Genomic DNA, 20,484 nt, shown 5'->3' with positions numbered 1-20,484 from the left:
GTCTGTTTTCTCTTTTTCCTGCCCGCCGTTTTTGTCCAGCCCCAACGGAGAGCTGCCATGACCGATACCCCCGACCGCGACGAACGCCATCTGGCGCGCATGCTGCGCAAAAAAGCCGTGATCGACGAGCGCATCGCCAATTCTCCCAACGAGTGCGGTTTGCTGCTGGTGCTGACCGGCAACGGCAAAGGCAAGAGCAGCTCGGCGTTCGGCATGCTTGCCCGCGCCATGGGCCATGGCATGCAGTGTGGCGTGGTGCAGTTCATCAAAGGGCGCAACAGCACCGGCGAAGAGTTGTTCTTCCGACGCTTCCCCGAGCAGGTGCGCTTCCATGTGATGGGCGAGGGCTTCACTTGGGAAACCCAGGACCGCCAGCGCGACATTGCCGCCGCCGAGGCCGCCTGGGCCGTGTCGCGGGCATTGCTGCAAGACCCGAGCGTCGGCCTGGTGGTACTGGATGAACTGAACATCGCACTCAAGCACGGTTACCTCGACCTGGACCAGGTCCTCAGCGACCTGCAAGCCCGGCCGCCGATGCAGCACGTGGTGGTCACCGGCCGTGGGGCCAAGCCTGAACTGATCGAAATGGGCGACACCGTCACCGAAATGGGCATGCTCAAACATGCGTTCCAGGCCGGTATCAAGGCACAGAAGGGCGTCGAACTTTGAATCAGCCCCGTCATTGCCCGGCCGTATTGATCGCCGCACCGGCGTCCGGCCAGGGTAAAACCACCGTCACCGCCGCGCTGGCCCGCTTGCACCGCAACCTGGGGCGCAAGGTGCGCGTGTTCAAATGCGGCCCGGACTTTCTGGACCCGATGATTCACGAGCGCGCCAGCGGTGCGCCGGTGTATCAATTGGACATGTGGATGGTGGGTGAGCAGGAAAGTCGCCGTCTGTTGTGGGAAGCGGCGGGGGAGGCTGACCTGATCCTGATCGAGGGCGTGATGGGGCTGTTCGACGGCACCCCTTCCAGCGCCGACCTGGCACGCCACTTCGGCGTACCGGTGCTGGGCGTAATCGACGGCACCGCCATGGCCCAGACCTTTGGTGCCCTGGCCCTGGGCCTGGCGCGCTATCAGCCGGACTTGCCATTCGCCGGCGTGCTGGCCAACCGCGTCGGTACCCTGCGCCATGCGCAGCTGCTTGAAGGCAGCCTTACCGAGGGCCTGCGCTGGTATGGCGCGTTGTCCCGCGAAACCGGTATCGAATTGCCCAGTCGTCACCTGGGCCTGGTGCAAGCCAGCGAACTGAACGACCTGGACCTGCGCCTGGACGCCGCCGCCCAGGCGCTGGGCAGCAGTTGCGAAGTCGCGCTGCCGCCGCCGGTGACCTTTGTCGCGCCGCAAGTGATCGAGGCCCAGCCGTTGCTCGCCGGCGTGCGCATTGCTGTCGCCCGTGACGAGGCGTTTGCCTTCACCTATGGCGCCAGTCTCGATCTGTTGCGGGCGATGGGGGCTGAGTTGACGTTTTTTTCGCCGATTCATGACCGCCAATTGCCTGACGCCGACAGTCTCTATCTGCCGGGTGGTTACCCGGAATTGCACCATCAGGCGTTGTCGGAAAATACCGCGATGCTCGCGGCCATCCGTGCCCACCACTTGGCCGGCAAGCCGTTGCTCGCCGAGTGTGGCGGTATGCTCTACCTGCTGGACTCGCTCACCGACGTCGACGGCAACCGCGCCCAGTTGCTGGGCCTGTTGCAGGGGGATGCGGTGATGCAAAAGAAACTGGCGGCCCTGGCCCTGCAAAGCGTCGAGTTGCCCGAAGGTGTATTGCGCGGGCATACCTATCACCATTCCCTGACCAGCACCGAGTGGCAGCCGATTGCCCGTGGCCTGAGCCCCAATGGTGGGCGCGGTGCCGAGGCGGTGTATCGGCAGGGGCGGATGACCGCGTCCTACGTGCACTTCTACTTCCCGTCCAACCCGGCAGCGGTCGCCGCACTGTTTACGCCGGCGCTCACCGTTGATCGAGTTGAACCCCAACCCAATCAGCACTGCACATCCCCTGTGGGAGCGGGCTTGCCTGCGAAGAGGCCATGACTGACAACGCATTCCCCCAGGCCGACCGCGATGCCGTCTATCGCGCCATTGCCGAGCGCCGCGACATGCGCCACTTCAGCGGCGGTACGGTGGCCCCTGAACTGCTGCACCGCCTGCTCCAGGCCGCGCACCAGGCGCCGAGTGTCGGCTTGATGCAGCCGTGGCGTTTCATCCGTATCAGTGACCGCCCATTGCGTGGGCAAATCCAGCAACTGGTGGAAGAAGAGCGCATGCGTACCGCCGAGGCCTTGGGCGAGCGCTCCGATGATTTCATGAAGCTCAAGGTCGAAGGCATTCACGACTGCGCCGAAGTGTTGGTGGCGGCGCTGATGGATGATCGCGAGCGCCACATCTTTGGCCGCCGCACCTTGCCGGAAATGGACATGGCGTCGCTGTCCTGTGCGATCCAGAATCTGTGGCTGGCGGCCCGTGTCGAGGGGCTGGGCATGGGCTGGGTCTCGCTGTTCGAGCCTCAGGCCCTGGCTGACCTGCTGGGCCTGCCGCCCGGTGCCAAGCCCCTGGCCGTGTTATGCCTGGGGCCGGTCGCCGAGTTTTACCCGGCACCAATGTTGCAGCTCGAAGGCTGGGCCGAACCGCGGCCACTGAGTGACCTGTTGTACGAAAATAGCTGGGGAGTGAGTCAATGAGTGTGGCCTTGCTGTGCTTCGCCGCAGTGGCGCTGGATGCGCTGCTGGGGGAACCCAGGCGCTGGCATCCGCTGGTGGCGTTCGGCAATTTTGCCGGGCGCATCGAGCAGCGTTTCAACAGCGGTGGGCGTGGCTGGCGCAGCCATGGCGTGACCGCTTGGTTTATCGCGGTGGTGCCATTGACGCTGCTCGCCACGGCCTTGTCGTGGGCGCCCTATATCGGCTGGGTCCTGGAAATTCTGGCGCTGTACTGTGCCCTCGGCCTGCGTAGCCTCGGCGAACACGTGATGCCGGTGGCCCAGGCCCTGCGCAGCGATGACCTGGAGACGGCGCGCACCCGCGTGAGCTACCTGGTGAGCCGCCAGACCAGCGAGCTGGACAGCACCGAGGTTGCCCGCGCCGCCACCGAATCAGTCCTGGAAAACGGTAGCGATGCGGTGTTTGCCGCGCTGTTCTGGTTCGTGGTCGCCGGCGTGCCGGGCGTGGTGCTCTATCGCTTGAGCAATACCCTTGATGCCATGTGGGGCTATCGCAATGAACGCTTCGAGCGCTTCGGCTGGGCGGCGGCCAGGATCGACGACGTGCTGAACTACATTCCCGCCCGCTTGGTGGCATTGACCTACGCCGTGCTGGGCAAAACCCGCTTGGCGATTAAATGCTGGCGCACCCAGGGCCCGACCTGGGACAGCCCCAATGCCGGGCCGGTGATGGCCGCTGGTGCGGGGGCATTGGGGGTTGAACTGGGTGGTGCCGCGATTTATCACGGTGAACTGCACCAGCGCCCAACCCTGGGCGAAGGGCCGGCGGCGGATGCCGATGCCATCGACCGGGGCTGGCAACTGGTGCAACGCGGCGTATGGTTGTGGTTGCTGATCCTATGCGCGGGGGCGCAATTCTATGCTTGAGCACGGTGGTCGCTTGCGTAAGGCATCCATTCAATACGGGATTGCCGAGGCCGATTGGCTCGATCTTTCCAGTGGCCTCGCCCCTTGGCCTTGGCCGATCCCGGAGATTGCGCAGCGTGCCTGGGCACGCCTGCCGGAAAACGACGACGGCCTGGAGCAGGCCGCCAGTGAGTATTACGGCGCGGCCCACCTCTTGCCGGTGCCCGGCTCACAGGCGGCGATCCAGTTACTGCCGCGCCTGCGCCGTGCCGGCAAGGTGGGCGTATTGTCGCCGTGCTACGCCGAGCACGCCGAAGCCTGGCGCCGAGCCGGCTACGTGGTGCGCGAAGTGCAGGAGCAGGAGGTCGACTTCTTCCTCGACGGTCTCGATGTGCTGGTGGTGGTCAACCCCAATAACCCCACGGGCCTGAGCCTGCCCCCTCAACGCCTGCTTGACTGGCACTCGCGGCTGGCCCAGCGCGGCGGCTGGCTGGTGGTGGACGAAGCGTTCATGGACGTCACCCCGCAATTGAGCCTGGCGAGCCGGGCCCATCAGGTCGGCCTGATTGTGCTGCGTTCGTTCGGTAAATTCTTCGGCCTGGCCGGTGTGCGCCTGGGTTTCGTGCTGGCCGATCGCCGGTTGCTCAAGTTGCTCGCCGAACAAGTCGGGCCGTGGGCGGTCAGCGGGCCGACGCGGGCACTGGGGCAGGCGTGCCTGCGCGACACCGCCGGGCACGCGCGCCAGCGAGCGCGCTGCATCGAGGCCAGCCAGCGCTTGTTTGAGCTGCTGAAGCACCATGGCTTTGAGCCGCAGGGCGGTTGTGCGCTGTTCCAATGGCTGATCACCCCGCATGCCGAACGCATGCACGAGTTCATGGCTCAGCGTGGCATCTTGCTGCGCCTGTTTGTGCATAACAGCAGCGTGCGGTTTGGCCTGCCCGACACCGAGCCCGACTGGCGCCGCCTCGACGAGGCCCTGGCCGCTTACAAGGACGCTTCATGAGTACGCTGATGGTGCAAGGCACCACCTCTGACGCGGGCAAAAGTACCTTGGTGACGGCGCTGTGCCGTTGGCTGGTGCGCCAGGGCGTGGCGGTGGCACCGTTCAAGCCGCAGAACATGGCCCTCAACAGTGCCGTGACCGCCGAAGGCGGCGAGATCGGCCGCGCCCAGGCGGTGCAGGCCCAGGCGGCCAACCTGGCGCCCCATACCGACATGAACCCGGTGCTGCTCAAGCCCAACAGCGACACCGGCTCCCAAGTGATCATCCATGGCCGCGTGGTCACCAGCATGAACGCCGTGGCCTATCACCACTACAAAGCCATCGCGATGCAAGCGGTGCTGGCTTCCCATGCGCGGCTGAGCGAAACCTACCCGGTGGTGGTGGTAGAAGGCGCGGGCTCGCCGGCGGAGATCAACCTGCGCGCCAATGACATCGCCAACATGGGCTTCGCCGAGGCGGTTGACTGCCCGGTGCTGCTGATCGCCGACATCAATCGCGGCGGGGTGTTCGCCCATCTGGTCGGTACCCTGGAATTGCTTTCGCCCAGCGAACAGGCGCGGGTCAAAGGCTTCATCATCAACCGCTTTCGCGGCGATATCGCGCTGTTGCAGCCAGGCCTGGATTGGTTGGAGGCACGCACCGGCAAGCCGGTGGTGGGCGTGTTGCCCTACGTGATGGACCTGCACCTGGAGGCCGAGGACGGCATCGACAGGCGCCAGATCGACAAGGCGGCGCAGGTGCTCAAGGTGGTGGTGCCGGTGTTGCCGCGCATCAGCAACCACACGGATTTCGACCCGCTGCGCCTGCATCCCCAGGTGGACCTGCAGTTTATCGGGCCGGGTCAGTCGATTCCGCCTGCCGACCTGATCATCCTGCCAGGCTCGAAAAGTGTGCGCAGCGATCTGGCCTACTTGCGCGCCAATGGTTGGGCGACCGCCGTGGCGCGACATTTGCGCTATGGCGGCAAGGTGCTCGGCATTTGCGGCGGCTTGCAGATGCTCGGCGAGCACGTGCACGACCCGCTGGGCCTGGAAGGGCCGGCTGGCTCCAGCGAAGGGCTGGGGCTGCTGGCGTTCAGCACCACCCTGGAAGCAGAAAAGCAGCTGCGCAATGTCCGTGGACGCTTGTTGCTGGAGGACGCTGAAGTGTGTGGCTATGAGATCCACGCGGGGGTGACCTGCGGTGCAGCCCTGTCGATGCCCGCTGTAACCCTGGACGATGGCCGCAGCGAGGGGGCCCAGAGTGCTGACGGGCAGATTTTCGGCACGTATCTGCATGGCCTGTTCGAGGCGCCAGCGGCGTGCAGTGCGTTGCTGCGCTGGGCGGGGTTGCAGGAGGTCCAGGACGTGGATTACCACGCCCTGCGCGAGCGCGATATCGAGCGGTTGGCGGACTTGGTGGAGCACCATTTGGACACCGAGTTGCTGCGCCGGTTATGTGGGGTCGCCCCATGCACCAATTGATCCTCGGTGGTGCTCGTTCCGGTAAAAGCCGACTCGCCGAAAAGCTCGCCAGCGACAGCGCATTGCCCGTCACCTATATCGCCACCAGCCAAGCGCTGGACGGCGAGATGAACGCACGCGTGGCCCTGCATCGCCAGCGCCGCCCTGGCCATTGGGGCTTGATCGAAGAGCCCATCGAGCTGGCGCGAGTGCTGCGTGAGAACGCCGCCGTCGACCGTTGCCTGCTGGTCGATTGCCTGACCCTGTGGCTGACCAATCTGCTGATGCTCGAAGATGCCGGGCGCTTGGCGTTCGAGCGCGATCAATTGCTGGAAAGCCTGGCCTCGTTGCCGGGTGAAATCATTTTTGTCAGCAACGAGACCGGTCTGGGTGTCGTGCCGCTGGGCGAATTGACTCGCCGCTATGTGGATGAAGCCGGTTGGCTGCATCAAGCCTTGGCCGAGCGTTGTCAGCGGGTTGTGCTGACGGTCGCCGGCCTGCCCCTGACTTTGAAAGGTACTGCGTTATGACTGACACCTGGTGGCTCAACCCCTGTAAGGCCAGCGACGCCTCGGCGTACGAACAGGCCCTGGCACGCCAGCAGCAGTTGACCAAGCCGGCCGGTTCCCTTGGCCAGTTGGAAGCGCTGGCGGTGCGATTGGCCGGCTTGCAGGGCCAGGTCAAACCGTCGGTGGAGCAACTGTGGATCGCGATTTTTGCCGGTGATCACGGCGTGGTCGCCGAAGGGGTGTCGGCATTTCCCCAGGCAGTCACCGGGCAGATGCTGCATAACTTTGTCTCCGGTGGCGCGGCCATCAGTGTGCTGGCGCGGCAGTTGGATGCGCCGTTGGAAGTGGTCGACCTGGGCACCATCACCCCGTCGCTGAACCTGCCGGGGGTGCGCCACCTGAATATCGGCCCGGGTACGGCCAACTTCGTCGACGGCCCGGCAATGACCGCTGCCCAGGGCCGACAGGCGCTGCAAGCCGGGCGTGACAGCGTGCTGCGCGCCCGTGAGCGCGGGGTGCAATTGTTTATCGGTGGCGAGATGGGCATCGGCAATACCACCGCCGCCAGTGCCCTGGCATGTGCGTTGCTCGAGTGCCAGGTCTGTGAGCTGACGGGCCCGGGTACCGGGCTGAACGCCCAGGGTGTCAGCCATAAGGTCGCCGTGATCGAGCGCGCGTTGGCGCTCCATGCCGGGCAGCGCGGCGATGCATTGCAGACCTTGTTCAACCTCGGCGGCTTTGAGATTGCAGCACTGGTGGGGGCGTACCTGGCCTGCGCCCAGGAAGGCGTCGTCGTGTTGGTCGATGGGTTCATCTGCACGGTTGCCGCACTGGTCGCCACGCGCCTGAACCCGGCTTGCCGCGACTGGCTGGTGTTCGGGCATCGTGGTGCCGAGCCTGGCCACCGGCATGTGCTGCACAGCCTCGACGCCCAACCGTTGCTGGAGCTGGGCTTGCGCCTGGGCGAGGGCAGTGGTGCCGCGTTGGCGGTGCCGTTGCTGCGCCTGGCGTGTGCGCTGCACGGGCAAATGGCGACCTTTGCCGAAGCCGCCGTGGCAGATCGCCCGGCATGATCTTGTACCTGGACCTGCTGCGCCACGGCGAAACTGAACTGGGCGGCGGCTTGCGCGGTAGCCTGGATGACGCACTGACCGCCAAGGGCTGGGAACAGATGCGCGCCGCCGTGGTGGCGCAAGGGCCTTGGGACCGGCTGGTCAGTTCGCCGCTGCAGCGCTGCGCACGGTTCGCTGAGGCGTTGGGAGCGCGACTGAACGTGCCGGTGAGCCTGGAAAAGGACCTACAAGAGCTGCATTTCGGCACCTGGGAAGGGCAGAGTGCGGCGGCGCTGATGGACACCGATGCCGAAGGGTTGGGGTTGTTCTGGGCCGATCCGTACCGCTTCACACCGCCCGAAGGCGAGCCGGTTGAGGATTTTTCCCAACGGGTTCTGGGCGCTGTCTCACGCCTGCATCAGGCGTATGCCGGTGAGCGTGTGCTGTTGATCAGCCACGGTGGTGTGATGCGGCTATTGTTGGCCCGCGCACGGGGGTTGCCCCGCGAGCAGTTGCTGAGTGTCGAAGTCGGCCATGGTGGGCTGTTCAGGCTGCGGGTCGCGGCCGACGGATCATTGAAGGAAGAGCTCTGAAGATGCTGCCGTTCTGGATTGCCCTGCAATTTCTCAGCAGTTTGCCGGTTCGTCTGCCGGGCATGCCGCAGCCGCATGAACTGGGGCGCTCGCTGCTGTTTTATCCACTGGTGGGTGTGCTGTTCGGGGTGTTGCTGTGGGGCCTGAACAGCGTGTTGATGGGGGCACCGCTGTTGCTGCACGCCGCGGTGTTGCTGACGGCCTGGGTGTTGCTCAGTGGCGGCTTGCACCTGGACGGCCTGGCGGACAGCGCCGACGCCTGGCTGGGCGGCTTCGGCGATCGCGAGCGCACCCTCTCCATCATGAAAGACCCGCGTAGCGGCCCGATTGCCGTGGTCACCCTGGGCCTGGTGTTGTTGCTCAAGTTCACCGCGCTGGTGGCCTTGATCGAGCAGCACAACGGCGCGGCGTTGATCCTGGCGCCGCTGATTGGACGAACGTCGATGCTGGCGCTGTTCCTGAGCACCCGTTATGTGCGTGCGGGCGGGCTGGGCCAGGCCTTGTCGGATCATCTGCCAAGAACCATCGGTCAACAGGTCCTGATGCTCAGCGGCCTGGCTTGCCTGCTCATCGGTGGTTTCAGCGGCGGAGTTGCGGTGCTGCTCGCGGCCATCTGCTTCGTGGGGTTGCGCCAGTTGATGGTCAATCGTCTCGGTGGCACCACCGGCGATACCGCCGGGGCTTTGCTGGAGCTGCTGGAAGTTGTGGTGTTGGTCGGTCTGGCGTTGTAACACTTTCTTGCATTTCCTTAATCGCGGGTATATACACGCTCCATGCTTGCCTCCCAATGTTTATGCACCAACCTGCGACGTGCCGCCCGTGGCGTCAGCAGGCACTACGACGGCGCCCTCGACGGCTTCGGGATCAATGTCGCCCAGTATTCGTTGCTGTGTAACCTGCAACGGCTCGATCAGCCGAGCATTTCCAGCCTGGCCGAAGCCATGGGCCTGGATCGCAGCACCTTGGGGCGAAACCTGCGGGTGCTGGAGTGTGAAGGTTTGGTGCAACTGGTCGAGGGCAATGACCTGCGCAACCGCCTGGTGCTGTTGACCGATGCCGGTGCACAACGCCTGGCCGAAGCCTTGCCGGCCTGGGAAGCGGCACAACAGAAATTGATCGATCGTCTCGGCGCAGAGAAACGCGAAACCTTGTTGGCCTTGCTGGATGAACTCGCCTGAACGCGGGTTTGTTCGAACATAAGCGGGTATATACCCGTGAGCGGAGAATAAGAAATGACCTCGATGTGGCGCACCAGTGGTTGGATACTTATGGGGAGTGCGCTGATCCTGGCGTTGTCCTTGGGCGTGCGGCACGGTTTCGGCCTGTTCCTGGCGCCGATGAGCGGCGAATTCGGCTGGGGTCGTGAGACCTTTGCCTTCGCCATTGCCTTGCAGAACCTGATCTGGGGGTTGGCGCAGCCGTTTACCGGGGCCTTGGCGGATCGCTTCGGCGCCACCAAGGCGGTGTTTGTCGGCGGTGTGCTGTACGCCGTGGGCCTGGTACTCATGGGCATGTCCGATTCGGCGTGGTCGTTGTCGTTGAGTGCGGGGCTGCTGATCGGGATCGGCCTGTCGGGTACCTCGTTCTCGGTGATCCTGGGCGTGGTCGGCCGCGCCGTGGCGCCGGAAAAACGCAGCATGGCCATGGGCATTGCCAGTGCCGCCGGGTCTTTCGGCCAGTTCGTCATGGTGCCGGGGACCCTCGGCTTGATCAGTTGGCTGGGCTGGTCGGCAGCGCTGTTGGTGTTGGGTTTGATGGTGGCGCTGATCCTGCCGCTGGTGGCGATGCTCAAGGATCGGCCGTTGCCGGCCATGGCCGGCCAGCAAACCCTGCGCGAAGCGCTGAAGGAAGCGTGCTCCCACTCCGGTTTCTGGCTGCTGGCCTTTGGTTTTTTCGTCTGCGGTTTCCAGGTGGTGTTTATCGGTGTGCATCTGCCCGCCTACCTGGTCGACCAGCATTTGCCCGCCACGGTCGGCACCACCGTGCTGGCACTGATCGGTTTGTTCAATATCTTCGGTACCTACACCGCCGGCTGGCTGGGCGGGCGCATGTCCAAGCCGCGTTTGCTGACGGGGTTGTACCTGCTGCGCGCGGTGGTGATCGTGTTGTTCCTGTGGGCACCGTTGACCGAAGTCAGCGCCTATTTGTTCGGCATGGCCATGGGCTTTCTGTGGCTGTCCACGGTACCGCTGACCAACGGCACTGTCGCGACGCTGTTTGGCGTGCGAAACCTGTCGATGCTCGGTGGGATTGTGTTCCTGTTCCACCAGCTCGGTTCATTCCTCGGTGGCTGGTTGGGCGGGGTGGTCTATGATCGAACCGGCAACTACGATTTGATCTGGCAGGTGGCGATTCTCTTGAGCCTGCTCGCCGCCGCCCTGAACTGGCCGGTGCGCGAGCGGCCAGTGGCGCGATTGCAGGCGCAGATGGAGGCAGCATGAGTATCAGTGGGTATTGGCTGGTTGGCGCAGGGGCGGCCACGCTTCTGTTGCTGCTGGCGTGGTGGGGGTGGCAGCGCGGCGGCTTGGCGTTGATGCAACTGGGCATGTCGATCTGTTAAGTTCGATGCCTGAACCTTTTAAAGGACGTTTCGACATGCAGATGCGCTGGCTTGCAGTACCCGTGCTGATGGCTGCTTTTGGCGGCGTGGCGTTGGCCGCCGATTGCCCACCGTTGCTGGAGGGCCAATTACCCAAGCTGCGGGCCAAGGAATCCATCGACCTGTGCCAGCGCTTTGCCGGTAAACCTTTGGTCATCGTCAATACCGCCAGCTTTTGCGGGTTCGCGCCGCAGTTCAAAGGCCTCGAAGCCTTGTATCAACGCTACAAGGGCCAAGGGCTGGAAGTGATTGGCGTGCCGTCGGATGACTTCAAGCAGGAAGCCAAGACCGGCGAGGAAACCGCCAAGGTCTGCTACGTGAACTATGGCGTGACCTTCACCATGACCGAGCCGCAGAAGGTCAAGGGGGCGGATGCGGTGCACCTGTTCAAGGTGTTGGCGCAGCAGAGCAATGCGCCGAAGTGGAATTTCTACAAATACGTGGTGGACCGCCAGGGCAAGGTGATCGCCGACTTCTCCAGCCTGACCAAACCGGACAGCCCGGAGCTGATCAAGGCCGTGGAGCAGGCGCTGGCTTCCAAACCCTGATCAGCGGCCATTGAAAAGCCCCGCCTCCTTTGCAGGAGAGCGGGGCTTTTTTTACACCGGTCTGGATCAGAAGGTGTAAGTCATGCCGAGGCCGAAACCGTTGGCACTGTTTTCATACTTGGCACGGTAGCTGGCCGTCGAAGGTGGGTTGGCGGTGTTGTTCACCTTGACGTCTTCTTCTTTCAGGTACGAGTAGGCCAGGTCTACGGTCATGTTATCCATGACCTTGTAGCCCAGGCCCACGCTGAAGATCGTACGGTCGCCGGTAGGAATGCGCGGCGAACGATCGGTGTTGTTGGCCGGGGACTGGTCGAAGGTCAAGCCGGTGCGCAGCACGACTTGTTTGGTCAACTGATACGAAGTACCCACGGCGTAGGCCCAGGTATCGTGCCAGTTTTGCTCTTCGGTGATAGCGCCGAGCTGGCTAGGTGCCAGAATGCCGCCGGCAGCCGTGACGCCCTGGTTGTTGACGGTGATCTCTTTCAGGCGGCTCCAGCGCGTCCAGGTTGCACCGCCATAGAGTTTCCAGGCATCGGTCAGGTCTTGAGTGACCGACAGGTCGTAGGACTCAGGCGTGTCGATTTTCAGCGAGGCATCGTAACGGTTGTTACGCAGGAACGGCTGAGTGGCCGCCGGGCCGTCCACGGTGGTGTGGCCGTCGAGCTTGTACTTGACCTTGGAGTGGTAGGTCAGGCCCACGCGCGTGGTGTCGGTGGCCTGGACCAATACGCCGACGTTGAAGCCCAGGGCGGTATCGTCACCCTTGATCTTGACGTTGGTATCGGAGACGAGCGGGTTGAGGGTCTTGTCCGACTCGAGTACACCGGAAATCCGGTTGATGGTCGGGCCAAAGCCGATGGACACGCGGTCGTTGAACGCGTAGCTCACCGTAGGCTGGAAGGTGATGACCTTCACTTCGCTCTTGCTGCCGAAGCCACGGCCCTGGAAGCCGTTTTCATAGTCGGTCACCAGGCCGAAGGGGGCGTATACACCGAAGCCGATGGCCCACTGGTCATTGAGTTTGTTGGTGTAGAAACCGAATGGCACCGCGGTGAACGGAACCATGTCACCTTTGTTGGAACCGCGGGAGTTGCCACCGGTATTGCTGATGTCGGACGAGGCGTCGATCGCCGCGACACCGCCCGTGATTTGCTGGCCATTGAGGCGAGACATACCGGCTGGGTTACCGTAAACAGTACTTGCATCATCGGCAGAAGAAGAGCGACCTGCGAAACCCGTACCCATCCCGCTGACGCTCTGTTCGTTCAGGGCGAAACCGCTGGCGAAGAGTTGGGAAGAGGCCATGGCAACGGCGAGGCTGAGTGTGGTCTTGAGCATTACTTTTTTCATTATTAGAAACTCCGGGATGATCACCGCTGCGAAAAGTATCAATAAAATTGACATCGCGCTATAGGCTGTAATGTAGGAGATAGAGCCTTTTTGTAGGACAATCCGACCAGAATTAGGGATTTTGAGCGAATCTTGCAAATTGCCCGGTCAGCAAACCGCGTGATTCATGGATGAAACACAGGTTTGCCAGGTTTGAGTGAAATCGCGCAGTCGTCCTTGAGGATGAAAAATTTCTTTCCAGATACGCGCCATCGCCAAAATGTCCCCAGGCGGCGGCAGCGTAGGGTTGTGTTGTTCCACCAGTAACCAGGCGATGGCGGTGGCGTAGCGCAGGTTTACCGTGAGTTCGAGTTGGGGGGCGCCGAGGAATGCATGTTGGCTGGCCAGGCCGCGTACCAGGCTGGCACGCTCGGGGCCCAGGGCCAGGTAGTTATCCCACAGGGCGCGATGGCGGGTTTCAGTGATGCTGTAGAGGCCATGCCCACGCCGGTCGTGCAAAGCGGAACCCAGTTCCGATTGGCTGGCCGCGATGCCCAGCAGCAGGGACTCGGCCGTTTGATTGTGACGGCCGAGGTACATCAGCGTCGGCCGGATCACATAACGACACAATTCACTGGCAGCGATACCCATATAAGCCTCAATCCGTGAACGTGGTCGACGAGCCTGAGAGGAGGGGGCTTGGCAGCAGTGGATCGAATCTCAGGCTCGTCGGAAGCGGATCATGCCGCTTGAGTTGAAGTGTAGTGTCATATTTGTGATGTAAAGGACTGTTTTTAAAACATCTTATTCATTCAGTTATAAGATTTATATCTATTTGAACTTAGTGGAGATGCCCGAGAGCCGAATGGCAGGCAATAAAAAACCCTGTGTTTTAAACAGGGTTTTTTGTGTTTCAGCGTCTTGGTTCGATCAGGCAACCAGTGCCTGACGGGTACGCTCGATCACGGCCTGCAGCGGTTCTGCGCTGGAGTACTGATCGGGGTACAGGCGTTCGCTGTGACGTGCGATGCCGTGTTCGTTAACCAGGGTGAAGCTGAAGCAGCCTTTGCGAGCGGCCATGATCAGGCAGTTCATTGGGGCAAAAGCATTGGTGAGGGTGCGAATGGCATCCTGAGTATGGATTTGAGTGGACATATTATTGGTGTTCCTACAAATGACACGGATAAGAACCGTGCAACGTTAAAACGTTCCAGTGACGTTGATCACCATTGATCAAACGAAGAACCCGACTGGAACAAAGCAGCCAGTTTGAAGCGCTGATAAGTTAGGCGCGCTTGGGCTGGCAGGTAGGTACTTAGGAGGGCAGGCAACACAACAGGGGCAAAGGTTCTGGGCCCAGGGTGGAGATCCTGATCAATCTGCAGGTTGGTTCGGTCAGAGTATGCACGCTTCACGACCCCCTTTGCTTGTTCAAAGGCAGTGTCGTCGCAAGTGATACCTGGAAACCATCTAGGTGGTCGATCCCGTGTTGTTCAGGGGAGTTGTTCGACCAGAATTGACTTTCAGCTTGGTACTAACGCTGCGGATAGTATCGGATCGGAGCAGGTAATGGAAGTGTGCTGAGCCAAAAACTTCAATCAGCCGCCCAGCAGGCCACGGTAGACCAGCACCGTGGTGGCTGCCGCCAGCGAACAGCCAAGCGCATAGGCAGCCAGTGTCAGGCGCAGGGACTGGCCGGTCTCGACCACCTTCATCACGTCGCCCATGTTATCGATGCGGCCCTCACCCAGTTCGATACACAGGCTCACGGCCGTGAACGCGGCCGACAACAGGATCGCGATCGCAAACAATGCCCCGTCCGGGGACGGCAGGGCCGCATTGATCCCCAGAGAGATGGCGCAAATGGCCAGTAACAACACGGCGAATAACAGCATTCCTTTCATGGATCCTCCCCTGGCGCTGCGCTGTAGGCCGGGGAGTGTGGCGAGGCTGGGTCGATTTGAAAAGTCCCTGGTTAGCCCTTGCGGTAACATTTTTGCAGCTTATCGCTTCAAAAAATGCCGGGGATATAACCATCCGGTGGGTACTTGTGCACATTAGTTGCCGGGTATGTAACCGGGCTGTCAACTCCCTTGCAGGACCGCCATTTGCCTGCAATGGAAATTTAAGTCAATGAAAAATCTGGCTTTTTTTATTGGTGAAAAAATCGTCAGTTTGACTGCGGGCCCCGTTCCATGGGCGTTTGCGCGAGTTAAAGGCGGGTTGTCCACTGAGTTATCCACAGCTTCTGTGGATTGTCCCAAGCGCTTGCTCTAGGACGGGCGTGCAGGGTTTTTTCAGCTTTACCTGTGCGAAAAAAAGAGTAGAGTTGCGCGCCTTCCGTTCTATCCCACAGTGCTTTATGAAGTTTCGCTCAGTATCACCTTCTGTTACCGACACCCTACAGACTGTTACCGCACCCAAGCGTTTCTCCTTGAAGGTTGCCCTGTGGCTGCTCGACAGTCCGCGCCTGGGGCACAACACTAACGTCAAACACTTTGCCGGTCGCTTGCTCAAGCAGCCTGCGCGTGACGGTGTGGTTGCCGCTCAAAGCCGTCTGGGTCAATTGATGTGCCGTGAATGCGGCAACGCCCGCGACCGCCGCATCGGCCACGACCTGTTGCGCCTGGCCGCTCGCGCCGGCGACCGTCGTGCCCAACGTGAACTGGGCCAGGTCGAAGACTGAGCTGTCCTCCCGCTCTATGCTTGGTTAACCTTGCTCTTTTTCGGTGATGGCAGAAATGGTTATGGCTTTTGACTGGACCAGCATTGCCCTGGGCCTTGCTGGCGCTGCTGTGCCGTTATTGGCGGTGTGCTGGCAACTGCAACGACGGCTGACCGCGCGCACCACCGGCTGGGAACTGCTTGAAGAGCGCCTGGCCACCGCGCAGCTGGCCCAGGAAGGTCTCGCCGCGCAGTTGGAGGCCAGTCGTGATGAAATCAGTGACCTGAGCCAGGCCAATGCCGCCAGGCAAGCCGACCTGGCCGCCGCGTGTCGAGAGGTCGAACTGTTGCAGATCGACCGCGATAACGCCCGCGACGCCGCCCATGCCTGGAACCTCGACCGCAGTGCCAAAGAAACCGAATTGCGACGCCTCGACGCCTTGGCAGCGGCCCTGCGTGCCGAACTGCGTGAGCAACAGGACAGTCACCAGCAGCGCCTGGCCGACCTGCAAGGCTCGCGCGACGAGCTGCGGGCGCAGTTCGCGGAGCTGGCCGGCAAGATCTTCGACGAGCGCGAGCAGCGCTTTGCCGAAACCAGCCAGGAGCGCCTGGGCCAATTGCTTGACCCATTGAAGGAGCGTATCCAGTCCTTCGAAAAACGCGTGGAAGAAAGCTATCAGAACGAAGCGCGCGAACGCTTTTCCCTGGCCAAGGAGCTTGAGCGCCTGCAACAGCTGAACCTGCGTCTCTCAGACGAAGCCACCAACCTGACCCGCGCCCTCAAGGGCCAGAAAACCCAAGGCAACTGGGGTGAGTTGATCCTCGAACGGGTGCTGGAACATGCCGGTCTGGAGAAGGGCCGCGAGTACCAGACCCAGGTCAGCCTCAAGGGCCCGGATGGCGAGCGTTTCCAGCCGGACGTGCTGATCATGCTGCCCGGTGACAAACAGGTGGTGGTCGATTCCAAGGTCAGCTTGACGGCGTACCAGCAGTACGTCGCCGCCGATGACGAGGTGATCGGCCAGGCGGCGTTGAAGCAGCACGTGCTGTCCCTGCGCAATCATGTCAAAGGCTTGGCCGGCAAGGACTACAAACGTTTGGAAGGCTTGCACAGCCTGGATTTCGTCTTGTTGTTCGTGCCCATTGAGGCGGCGTTTTCCGCAGCGCTGCAGGCCGAGCCGAACCTGTTCCAGGAGGCCTTCGACCGGCATATCGTGATCGTCAGCCCCACCACCTTGCTCGCCACCCTGCGAGTGATCGACAGCCTGTGGAAGCAAGAGCGCCAAAGCCAGAACGCCCGGGAAATCGCCGAGCGCGCCGGCTGGCTGTACGACAAGTTCGTGCTGTTTATCCAGGATCTGGATGAAGTGGGCAACCGGTTGCAGCAGTTGGACAAGGCTTACAGCGCGGCGCGGAACAAGCTTACAGAGGGTCGCGGCAATCTGGTCAGCCGCACCGAGCAACTGAGGCTGCTCGGTGCCCGCGCTAGTAAAAGCCTGCCGGCGGATTTGCTGGAAAGGGCGATGACGGACTCAGATGGCGTCGCCCATTTACCTGAATAAACCCGGCTCGAAAATGTGCGGCCGGGATGGCTTGGTCAAAGCGGCAGATGCCGACTGAGCAACGCCCGCAACGCCGCCGGCTTCACCGGCTTGGCCAGGTAATCGAGCCCTGCCGCATGCACCTGGGCCACCATTTCCGGGCGGCCGTCGGCGCTGATCACCACGCCCGGAATCGGCTCGGCCAATTGCGCGCGCAGCCACCCCATCAACTCGGTACCGGTTTCACCATGGTCCAGGTGGTAATCCACCAGCGCCAGTTGCGGGCGCACGCCCTCGGCCAGCAGCGCCGCGCATTGCGCCTGGTCGGTGGCGGTCCACACCTCGCAGCCCCAGCGGGTCAGCAGGCTGCGCATGCCGATCAGGATGCTCTCTTCGTTGTCCACGCACAGCACCTGCGCACCGCTCATGGGCAGGCCATTTTCCTGTGCTGCCTTGACCTGTGGGCTGGCCTGGTTGCGCGCCAGTGGCACGCTCACACTGAACACGCTGCCCTTGCCTGGCCATGAGCGCACACGCAGGCGATGGCCCAGCACGCGGCACAAGCCGTCGGCAATCGCCAGGCCGAGGCCCAGGCCTTTTTCCGCTCGAGTCTGGTGACTGTCCAGGCGCTTGAACTCTTCGAAGATCACCTTTTGTTTATCCAGCGGGATGCCAGGGCCACGGTCCCAGACTTCCAGGCACAGCTCCCCGTTGCGTCGACGAACGCCCAGCAGCACCGGGCCGTCGGCATAGCGGAAAGCGTTGGTGAGAAAATTCTGCAGAATTCGTCGCAGCAGCTTGATGTCACTGTCAACGCGCAAGCGACTGCCGCGCAGGCGAAAGCGCAAGCCTTGTTCCTGGGCGAGAACCTTGAATTCCGCGCCCAAGGTGTCGAACAGCTCGTTGAGCGCAAAGGGCTGGCGCTGCGGATTGATCTTGCCGTTTTCCAGGCGCGAGATATCCAGCAGGTCGCTGATCAGGTCTTCGGCGGAGCGCAGCGAACTGTCCAGGTGCTGCACCAGTTGCCGGGCTTCGCTGGACAGACCGTCGTTCTGGTGGGAGAGGGCAGCGGAGAACAGGCGTGCGGCGTTCAACGGTTGCATCAGGTCGTGACTGACAGCCGCCAGAAAACGGGTTTTCGACTGGTTGGCGGATTCGGCCACGCCTTTGGCATCGGTGAGCGCCACATTGAGCTGCGACAGTTCATGGGTACGCTCGGTGACCCGTTGCTCAAGCCCCTCGTTGGCCTCGGTGAGTGCCTGCTCGGCTTCACGGAATGCGGTGATGTCAGTGAAACTCATGACAAAGCCGCCGCCGGGCATGGGGTTGCCGATCAGCTCGATCACCCGCCCATTGGGGAACAGGCGCTCGGAGGTATGCGCGCGGCCCTGGCGCATCCAGTGCAGGCGCCGTGCCACGTGCACTTCGGCCTCGCCCGGTCCGCACAGGCCACGTTCGGCGTTGTAGCGGATGATATCGGCGATTGGCCGGCCTACGCTGATCAGCCCCTCCGGGTAATTGAACAGTTCCAGATAGCGCCGGTTCCAGGCCACCAGCTTGAGGGACTGGTCCACCACGCTGATGCCCTGGGTGATATTTTCGATGGCGCCTTGCAACAATGCCCGGTTGAATTGCAGCACTTCCGATGCTTCGTCAGCGATCCTTACGACGTCCTCCAGCTGCATGTCCCTCCCTTCAATGGCGGCCTTCACCACCGCTCGGGTCGACGATGCGCCGAGGACACCGGCCAGCAGGCGCTCGGTGTGCGCGATCCAGTCGTTGTCGGCATTCTGGTTGGGGTTGAAGCCTTTGCCCTGGCGATAGGCGAAGCGGATAAAGCTCTGCTGGGCGCGCTCTTCACCGACAAAGCGCGCCGCCAGGCTGAGCAGGTCGCTGATCTGCACCGACAGCATTGAGCGGGCATTGGCGCGCTGGCTGATCTCCTGGCCAATGAAGCGCCCTGCTTGCCAGTGCTCGGAGACCCGCGTGCGCGACAGCATCGACACCCAGACAAACAGCGTGAAGTTGCCCGCCAGGGAGAACACGGTGCCCAGGGTCAGCGAGGTGACGGACAAGCCCAATGGGTGTGAATGCAGCCACGTCAGGCCGGGGAACAGGCTGAGGGACCAGCCCAGGCTCTTTGCGGTTACCGGTAGCACCAATGTGTAGAACCACAGGAACGTACCTGCCGCCAGCCCGGCAAATACACCACGCCGGTTGGCCTGCTTCCAGTACAGCGCGCCGAGCATGGCCGGGGCCAGTTGGGTTACGGCGGCAAAGGCGATCTGGCCGATGGTCGCCAGGCTCGCGGTAGAGCCCAGCAGGCGGTAGCTGACATAAGCCAGCAGCAGAATGAGCACAATGCTGACCCGGCGCACTGAGAGCATCCAGTGGCGGAACACCTCGAACGGCCGCTCCGAGCTGGAACGGCGCAGCAGCCAGGGCAGCAACATGTCGTTGGAGACCATGGTCGACAAGGCGATGCTCGCGACAATCACCATGCCGGTGGCTGCCGATGCGCCGCCGATGAACGCCAGTACCGCCAGCGCCGGGTGGGCTTCGGCCATGGGCAGGCTGATCACATAGGAATCCGGCATCACGGTGCCGGGCAGCATCATTTTGCCGCCGAGGGCGATGGGCACGACAAACAGCGCAGCCAGGATCAGGTACGCCGGGAACACCCATTTGGCCAGGCGCAGGTCCTGCGGGTCGATGTTTTCAACCACCGTCACATGAAACTGTCGGGGCAGACAGATGATCGCCATCATGGCCACGCCGGTCTGGACCACCATCGACGGCCAGTTGACGGTCTCCTTCCAGTATTCCTCCAGGCGCGGCGCCAGCATCGCCTGGCTGAACAGGTCGCCGAAGCCGTCATACAGGCCGTAGGTCACGAACGCACCGACGGCCAGAAACGCGAACAGCTTGACGAGCGATTCAAACGCAATTGCCAGCACCATGCCACGGTGGTGTTCGGTGGCGTCGAGGTTGCGGGTACCGAACACAATGGTGAACAGCGCCAGCACCAGTGACACGATCAGCGCCGTGTCCTGGGCCCGGGTACCGGTGGTGTCGGCGCCAGCGCCGATCAGCAGGTTTACCCCCAGCACGATGCCTTTGAGTTGCAGGGCGATATACGGCAGCACGCCCACCAGGCAGATCAGCGCGACCACCACCGCCAGGGACTGGGACTTGCCATAGCGAGCGGCGATAAAGTCGGCGATGGAGGTGATGTTTTCCTGCTTGCTGATCAGGATCATCTTTTGCAGCACCCAGGGTGCCAGCACCAGCAACAGCACCGGTCCGAGGTAGATTGGTAAAAAGGCCCACAACTGTTCCGCAGCTTGGCCTACGGCGCCAAAGAACGTCCAACTGGTGCAATACACCGCCAGCGACAAGCTATATACCCAGGCGCGCATACGCGGTGGCAGCGGCGCATGGCGGCGGTCACCGTAGAAAGCGATGGCAAACATAATGGCCATATAGGCCAGGGCAACGGCGGCGATCAGCCCGCTGGACAGCGTCATGGTAACTCCGAACATAAGAACGCCCAGGCATTCCAGGCCCGGTTGGACAGTCTCGCATGATGCTTGGGGTTAGTCAGTGTCGACCAAGGTCTGAGCGCGAC

The 20,484-nt window shown here is 62.3% G+C and carries 20 protein-coding genes and 1 pseudogene; 16 read left to right on the top strand and 5 right to left on the bottom strand.

Features of this window, described 5'->3' with window-relative positions; genetic code table 11:
- Positions 1-57 precede the first annotated feature (57 nt).
- The 14 genes and pseudogenes from cobO to AB4O05_RS24455 all read left to right on the top strand — a co-directional run bounded on the left by cobO (position 58) and on the right by AB4O05_RS24455 (position 11,322).
- Positions 58-669: a cob(I)yrinic acid a,c-diamide adenosyltransferase gene (cobO, locus tag AB4O05_RS24520; protein WP_460134856.1), complete on the top strand. Its 612-nt coding sequence runs from the start codon at positions 58-60 to the stop codon at positions 667-669.
- On the top strand, positions 666-2,045 hold the full coding sequence (locus AB4O05_RS24515) for a cobyrinate a,c-diamide synthase (protein ID WP_460134857.1): 1,380 nt from the start codon (positions 666-668) through the stop codon (positions 2,043-2,045). The genes cobO and AB4O05_RS24515 overlap by 4 nt, the downstream gene beginning before the upstream one ends.
- On the top strand, positions 2,042-2,692 hold the full coding sequence (bluB, locus tag AB4O05_RS24510; protein WP_460134858.1) for a 5,6-dimethylbenzimidazole synthase: 651 nt from the start codon (positions 2,042-2,044) through the stop codon (positions 2,690-2,692). Before AB4O05_RS24515 ends, bluB begins: the two co-directional genes overlap by 4 nt.
- Positions 2,689-3,597: an adenosylcobinamide-phosphate synthase CbiB gene (gene cbiB, locus AB4O05_RS24505; RefSeq protein WP_460134859.1), complete on the top strand. Its 909-nt coding sequence runs from the start codon at positions 2,689-2,691 to the stop codon at positions 3,595-3,597. The genes bluB and cbiB overlap by 4 nt, the downstream gene beginning before the upstream one ends.
- Positions 3,590-4,579 carry a threonine-phosphate decarboxylase CobD gene (gene cobD / locus AB4O05_RS24500; RefSeq protein WP_460134860.1) on the top strand — a complete coding sequence of 330 codons (990 nt, stop codon included), beginning with the start codon at positions 3,590-3,592 and terminating at the stop codon, positions 4,577-4,579. The genes cbiB and cobD overlap by 8 nt, the downstream gene beginning before the upstream one ends.
- Positions 4,576-6,067 (top strand): annotated as a pseudogene (locus AB4O05_RS24495) (cobyric acid synthase). The gene cobD and the pseudogene AB4O05_RS24495 overlap by 4 nt, the downstream one beginning before the upstream one ends.
- The gene (cobU, locus tag AB4O05_RS24490) at positions 6,030-6,551 is read left to right on the top strand and encodes a bifunctional adenosylcobinamide kinase/adenosylcobinamide-phosphate guanylyltransferase (RefSeq protein WP_460134861.1); all 522 of its coding nucleotides are present in this window, start codon (positions 6,030-6,032) and stop codon (positions 6,549-6,551) included. The pseudogene AB4O05_RS24495 and the gene cobU overlap by 38 nt, the downstream one beginning before the upstream one ends.
- Positions 6,548-7,603 (top strand): nicotinate-nucleotide--dimethylbenzimidazole phosphoribosyltransferase, encoded by a 1,056-nt coding sequence (gene cobT / locus AB4O05_RS24485; RefSeq protein ID WP_460134862.1) that lies wholly within the window; start codon positions 6,548-6,550, stop codon positions 7,601-7,603. Before cobU ends, cobT begins: the two co-directional genes overlap by 4 nt.
- Entirely contained in the window at positions 7,600-8,175 is a 576-nt protein-coding gene (gene cobC, locus AB4O05_RS24480; protein WP_460134863.1) for an alpha-ribazole phosphatase family protein, read from the top strand. The genes cobT and cobC overlap by 4 nt, the downstream gene beginning before the upstream one ends.
- A 2-nt stretch (positions 8,176-8,177) precedes the next feature.
- Positions 8,178-8,906 carry an adenosylcobinamide-GDP ribazoletransferase gene (locus AB4O05_RS24475; RefSeq protein ID WP_460134864.1) on the top strand — a complete coding sequence of 243 codons (729 nt, stop codon included), beginning with the start codon at positions 8,178-8,180 and terminating at the stop codon, positions 8,904-8,906.
- A 42-nt stretch (positions 8,907-8,948) separates the two neighbouring features.
- The gene (locus AB4O05_RS24470; protein WP_460134865.1) at positions 8,949-9,353 is read left to right on the top strand and encodes a MarR family winged helix-turn-helix transcriptional regulator; all 405 of its coding nucleotides are present in this window, start codon (positions 8,949-8,951) and stop codon (positions 9,351-9,353) included.
- Positions 9,354-9,416: 63 nt separating this feature from the next.
- Positions 9,417-10,616 (top strand): MFS transporter, encoded by a 1,200-nt coding sequence (locus AB4O05_RS24465; protein WP_460137491.1) that lies wholly within the window; start codon positions 9,417-9,419, stop codon positions 10,614-10,616.
- The gene (locus AB4O05_RS24460; RefSeq protein ID WP_460134866.1) at positions 10,613-10,735 is read left to right on the top strand and encodes a hypothetical protein; all 123 of its coding nucleotides are present in this window, start codon (positions 10,613-10,615) and stop codon (positions 10,733-10,735) included. The genes AB4O05_RS24465 and AB4O05_RS24460 overlap by 4 nt, the downstream gene beginning before the upstream one ends.
- A gap of 35 nt (positions 10,736-10,770) precedes the next feature.
- Entirely contained in the window at positions 10,771-11,322 is a 552-nt protein-coding gene (locus tag AB4O05_RS24455) for a glutathione peroxidase (protein WP_460134867.1), read from the top strand.
- A 66-nt stretch (positions 11,323-11,388) separates the two neighbouring features.
- Here AB4O05_RS24455 and AB4O05_RS24450 read toward each other — a convergent pair whose 3' ends face one another.
- From AB4O05_RS24450 to AB4O05_RS24435, 4 genes are all read right to left on the bottom strand, one after another.
- Positions 11,389-12,672, bottom strand: a complete 1,284-nt coding sequence (locus tag AB4O05_RS24450; protein ID WP_460134868.1) for an OmpP1/FadL family transporter — start codon at positions 12,670-12,672, stop codon at positions 11,389-11,391.
- Positions 12,673-12,819: 147 nt separating this feature from the next.
- On the bottom strand, positions 12,820-13,302 hold the full coding sequence (locus tag AB4O05_RS24445) for a hypothetical protein (protein ID WP_460134869.1): 483 nt from the start codon (positions 13,300-13,302) through the stop codon (positions 12,820-12,822).
- A gap of 279 nt (positions 13,303-13,581) precedes the next feature.
- Positions 13,582-13,806 (bottom strand): hypothetical protein, encoded by a 225-nt coding sequence (locus tag AB4O05_RS24440; protein WP_007898912.1) that lies wholly within the window; start codon positions 13,804-13,806, stop codon positions 13,582-13,584.
- A gap of 443 nt (positions 13,807-14,249) precedes the next feature.
- Complete coding sequence (locus AB4O05_RS24435; RefSeq protein WP_460134870.1) at positions 14,250-14,555, bottom strand: hypothetical protein; 306 nt, start codon at positions 14,553-14,555, stop codon at positions 14,250-14,252.
- A gap of 458 nt (positions 14,556-15,013) precedes the next feature.
- On the opposite strand from AB4O05_RS24435, the gene AB4O05_RS24430 reads away from it, so the two are divergent.
- On the top strand, positions 15,014-15,337 hold the full coding sequence (locus AB4O05_RS24430; RefSeq protein ID WP_460134871.1) for a sel1 repeat family protein: 324 nt from the start codon (positions 15,014-15,016) through the stop codon (positions 15,335-15,337).
- 175 nt (positions 15,338-15,512) lie between these two features.
- Positions 15,513-16,877 (top strand): DNA recombination protein RmuC, encoded by a 1,365-nt coding sequence (locus tag AB4O05_RS24425; RefSeq protein ID WP_460137493.1) that lies wholly within the window; start codon positions 15,513-15,515, stop codon positions 16,875-16,877.
- Between the two features lie 35 nt (positions 16,878-16,912).
- Here the strand turns inward: AB4O05_RS24425 and AB4O05_RS24420 are convergent, their stop codons facing one another.
- Complete coding sequence (locus tag AB4O05_RS24420) at positions 16,913-20,383, bottom strand: hybrid sensor histidine kinase/response regulator (RefSeq protein ID WP_460134872.1); 3,471 nt, start codon at positions 20,381-20,383, stop codon at positions 16,913-16,915.
- Between the last annotated feature and the right edge of the window lie 101 nt (positions 20,384-20,484).

It is taken from the genome of Pseudomonas sp. S1_G07, from assembly GCF_054668565.1.
Note: the sequence above shows the minus strand (reverse complement) of the source record. Positions and strands in the feature narration are given on the sequence as shown.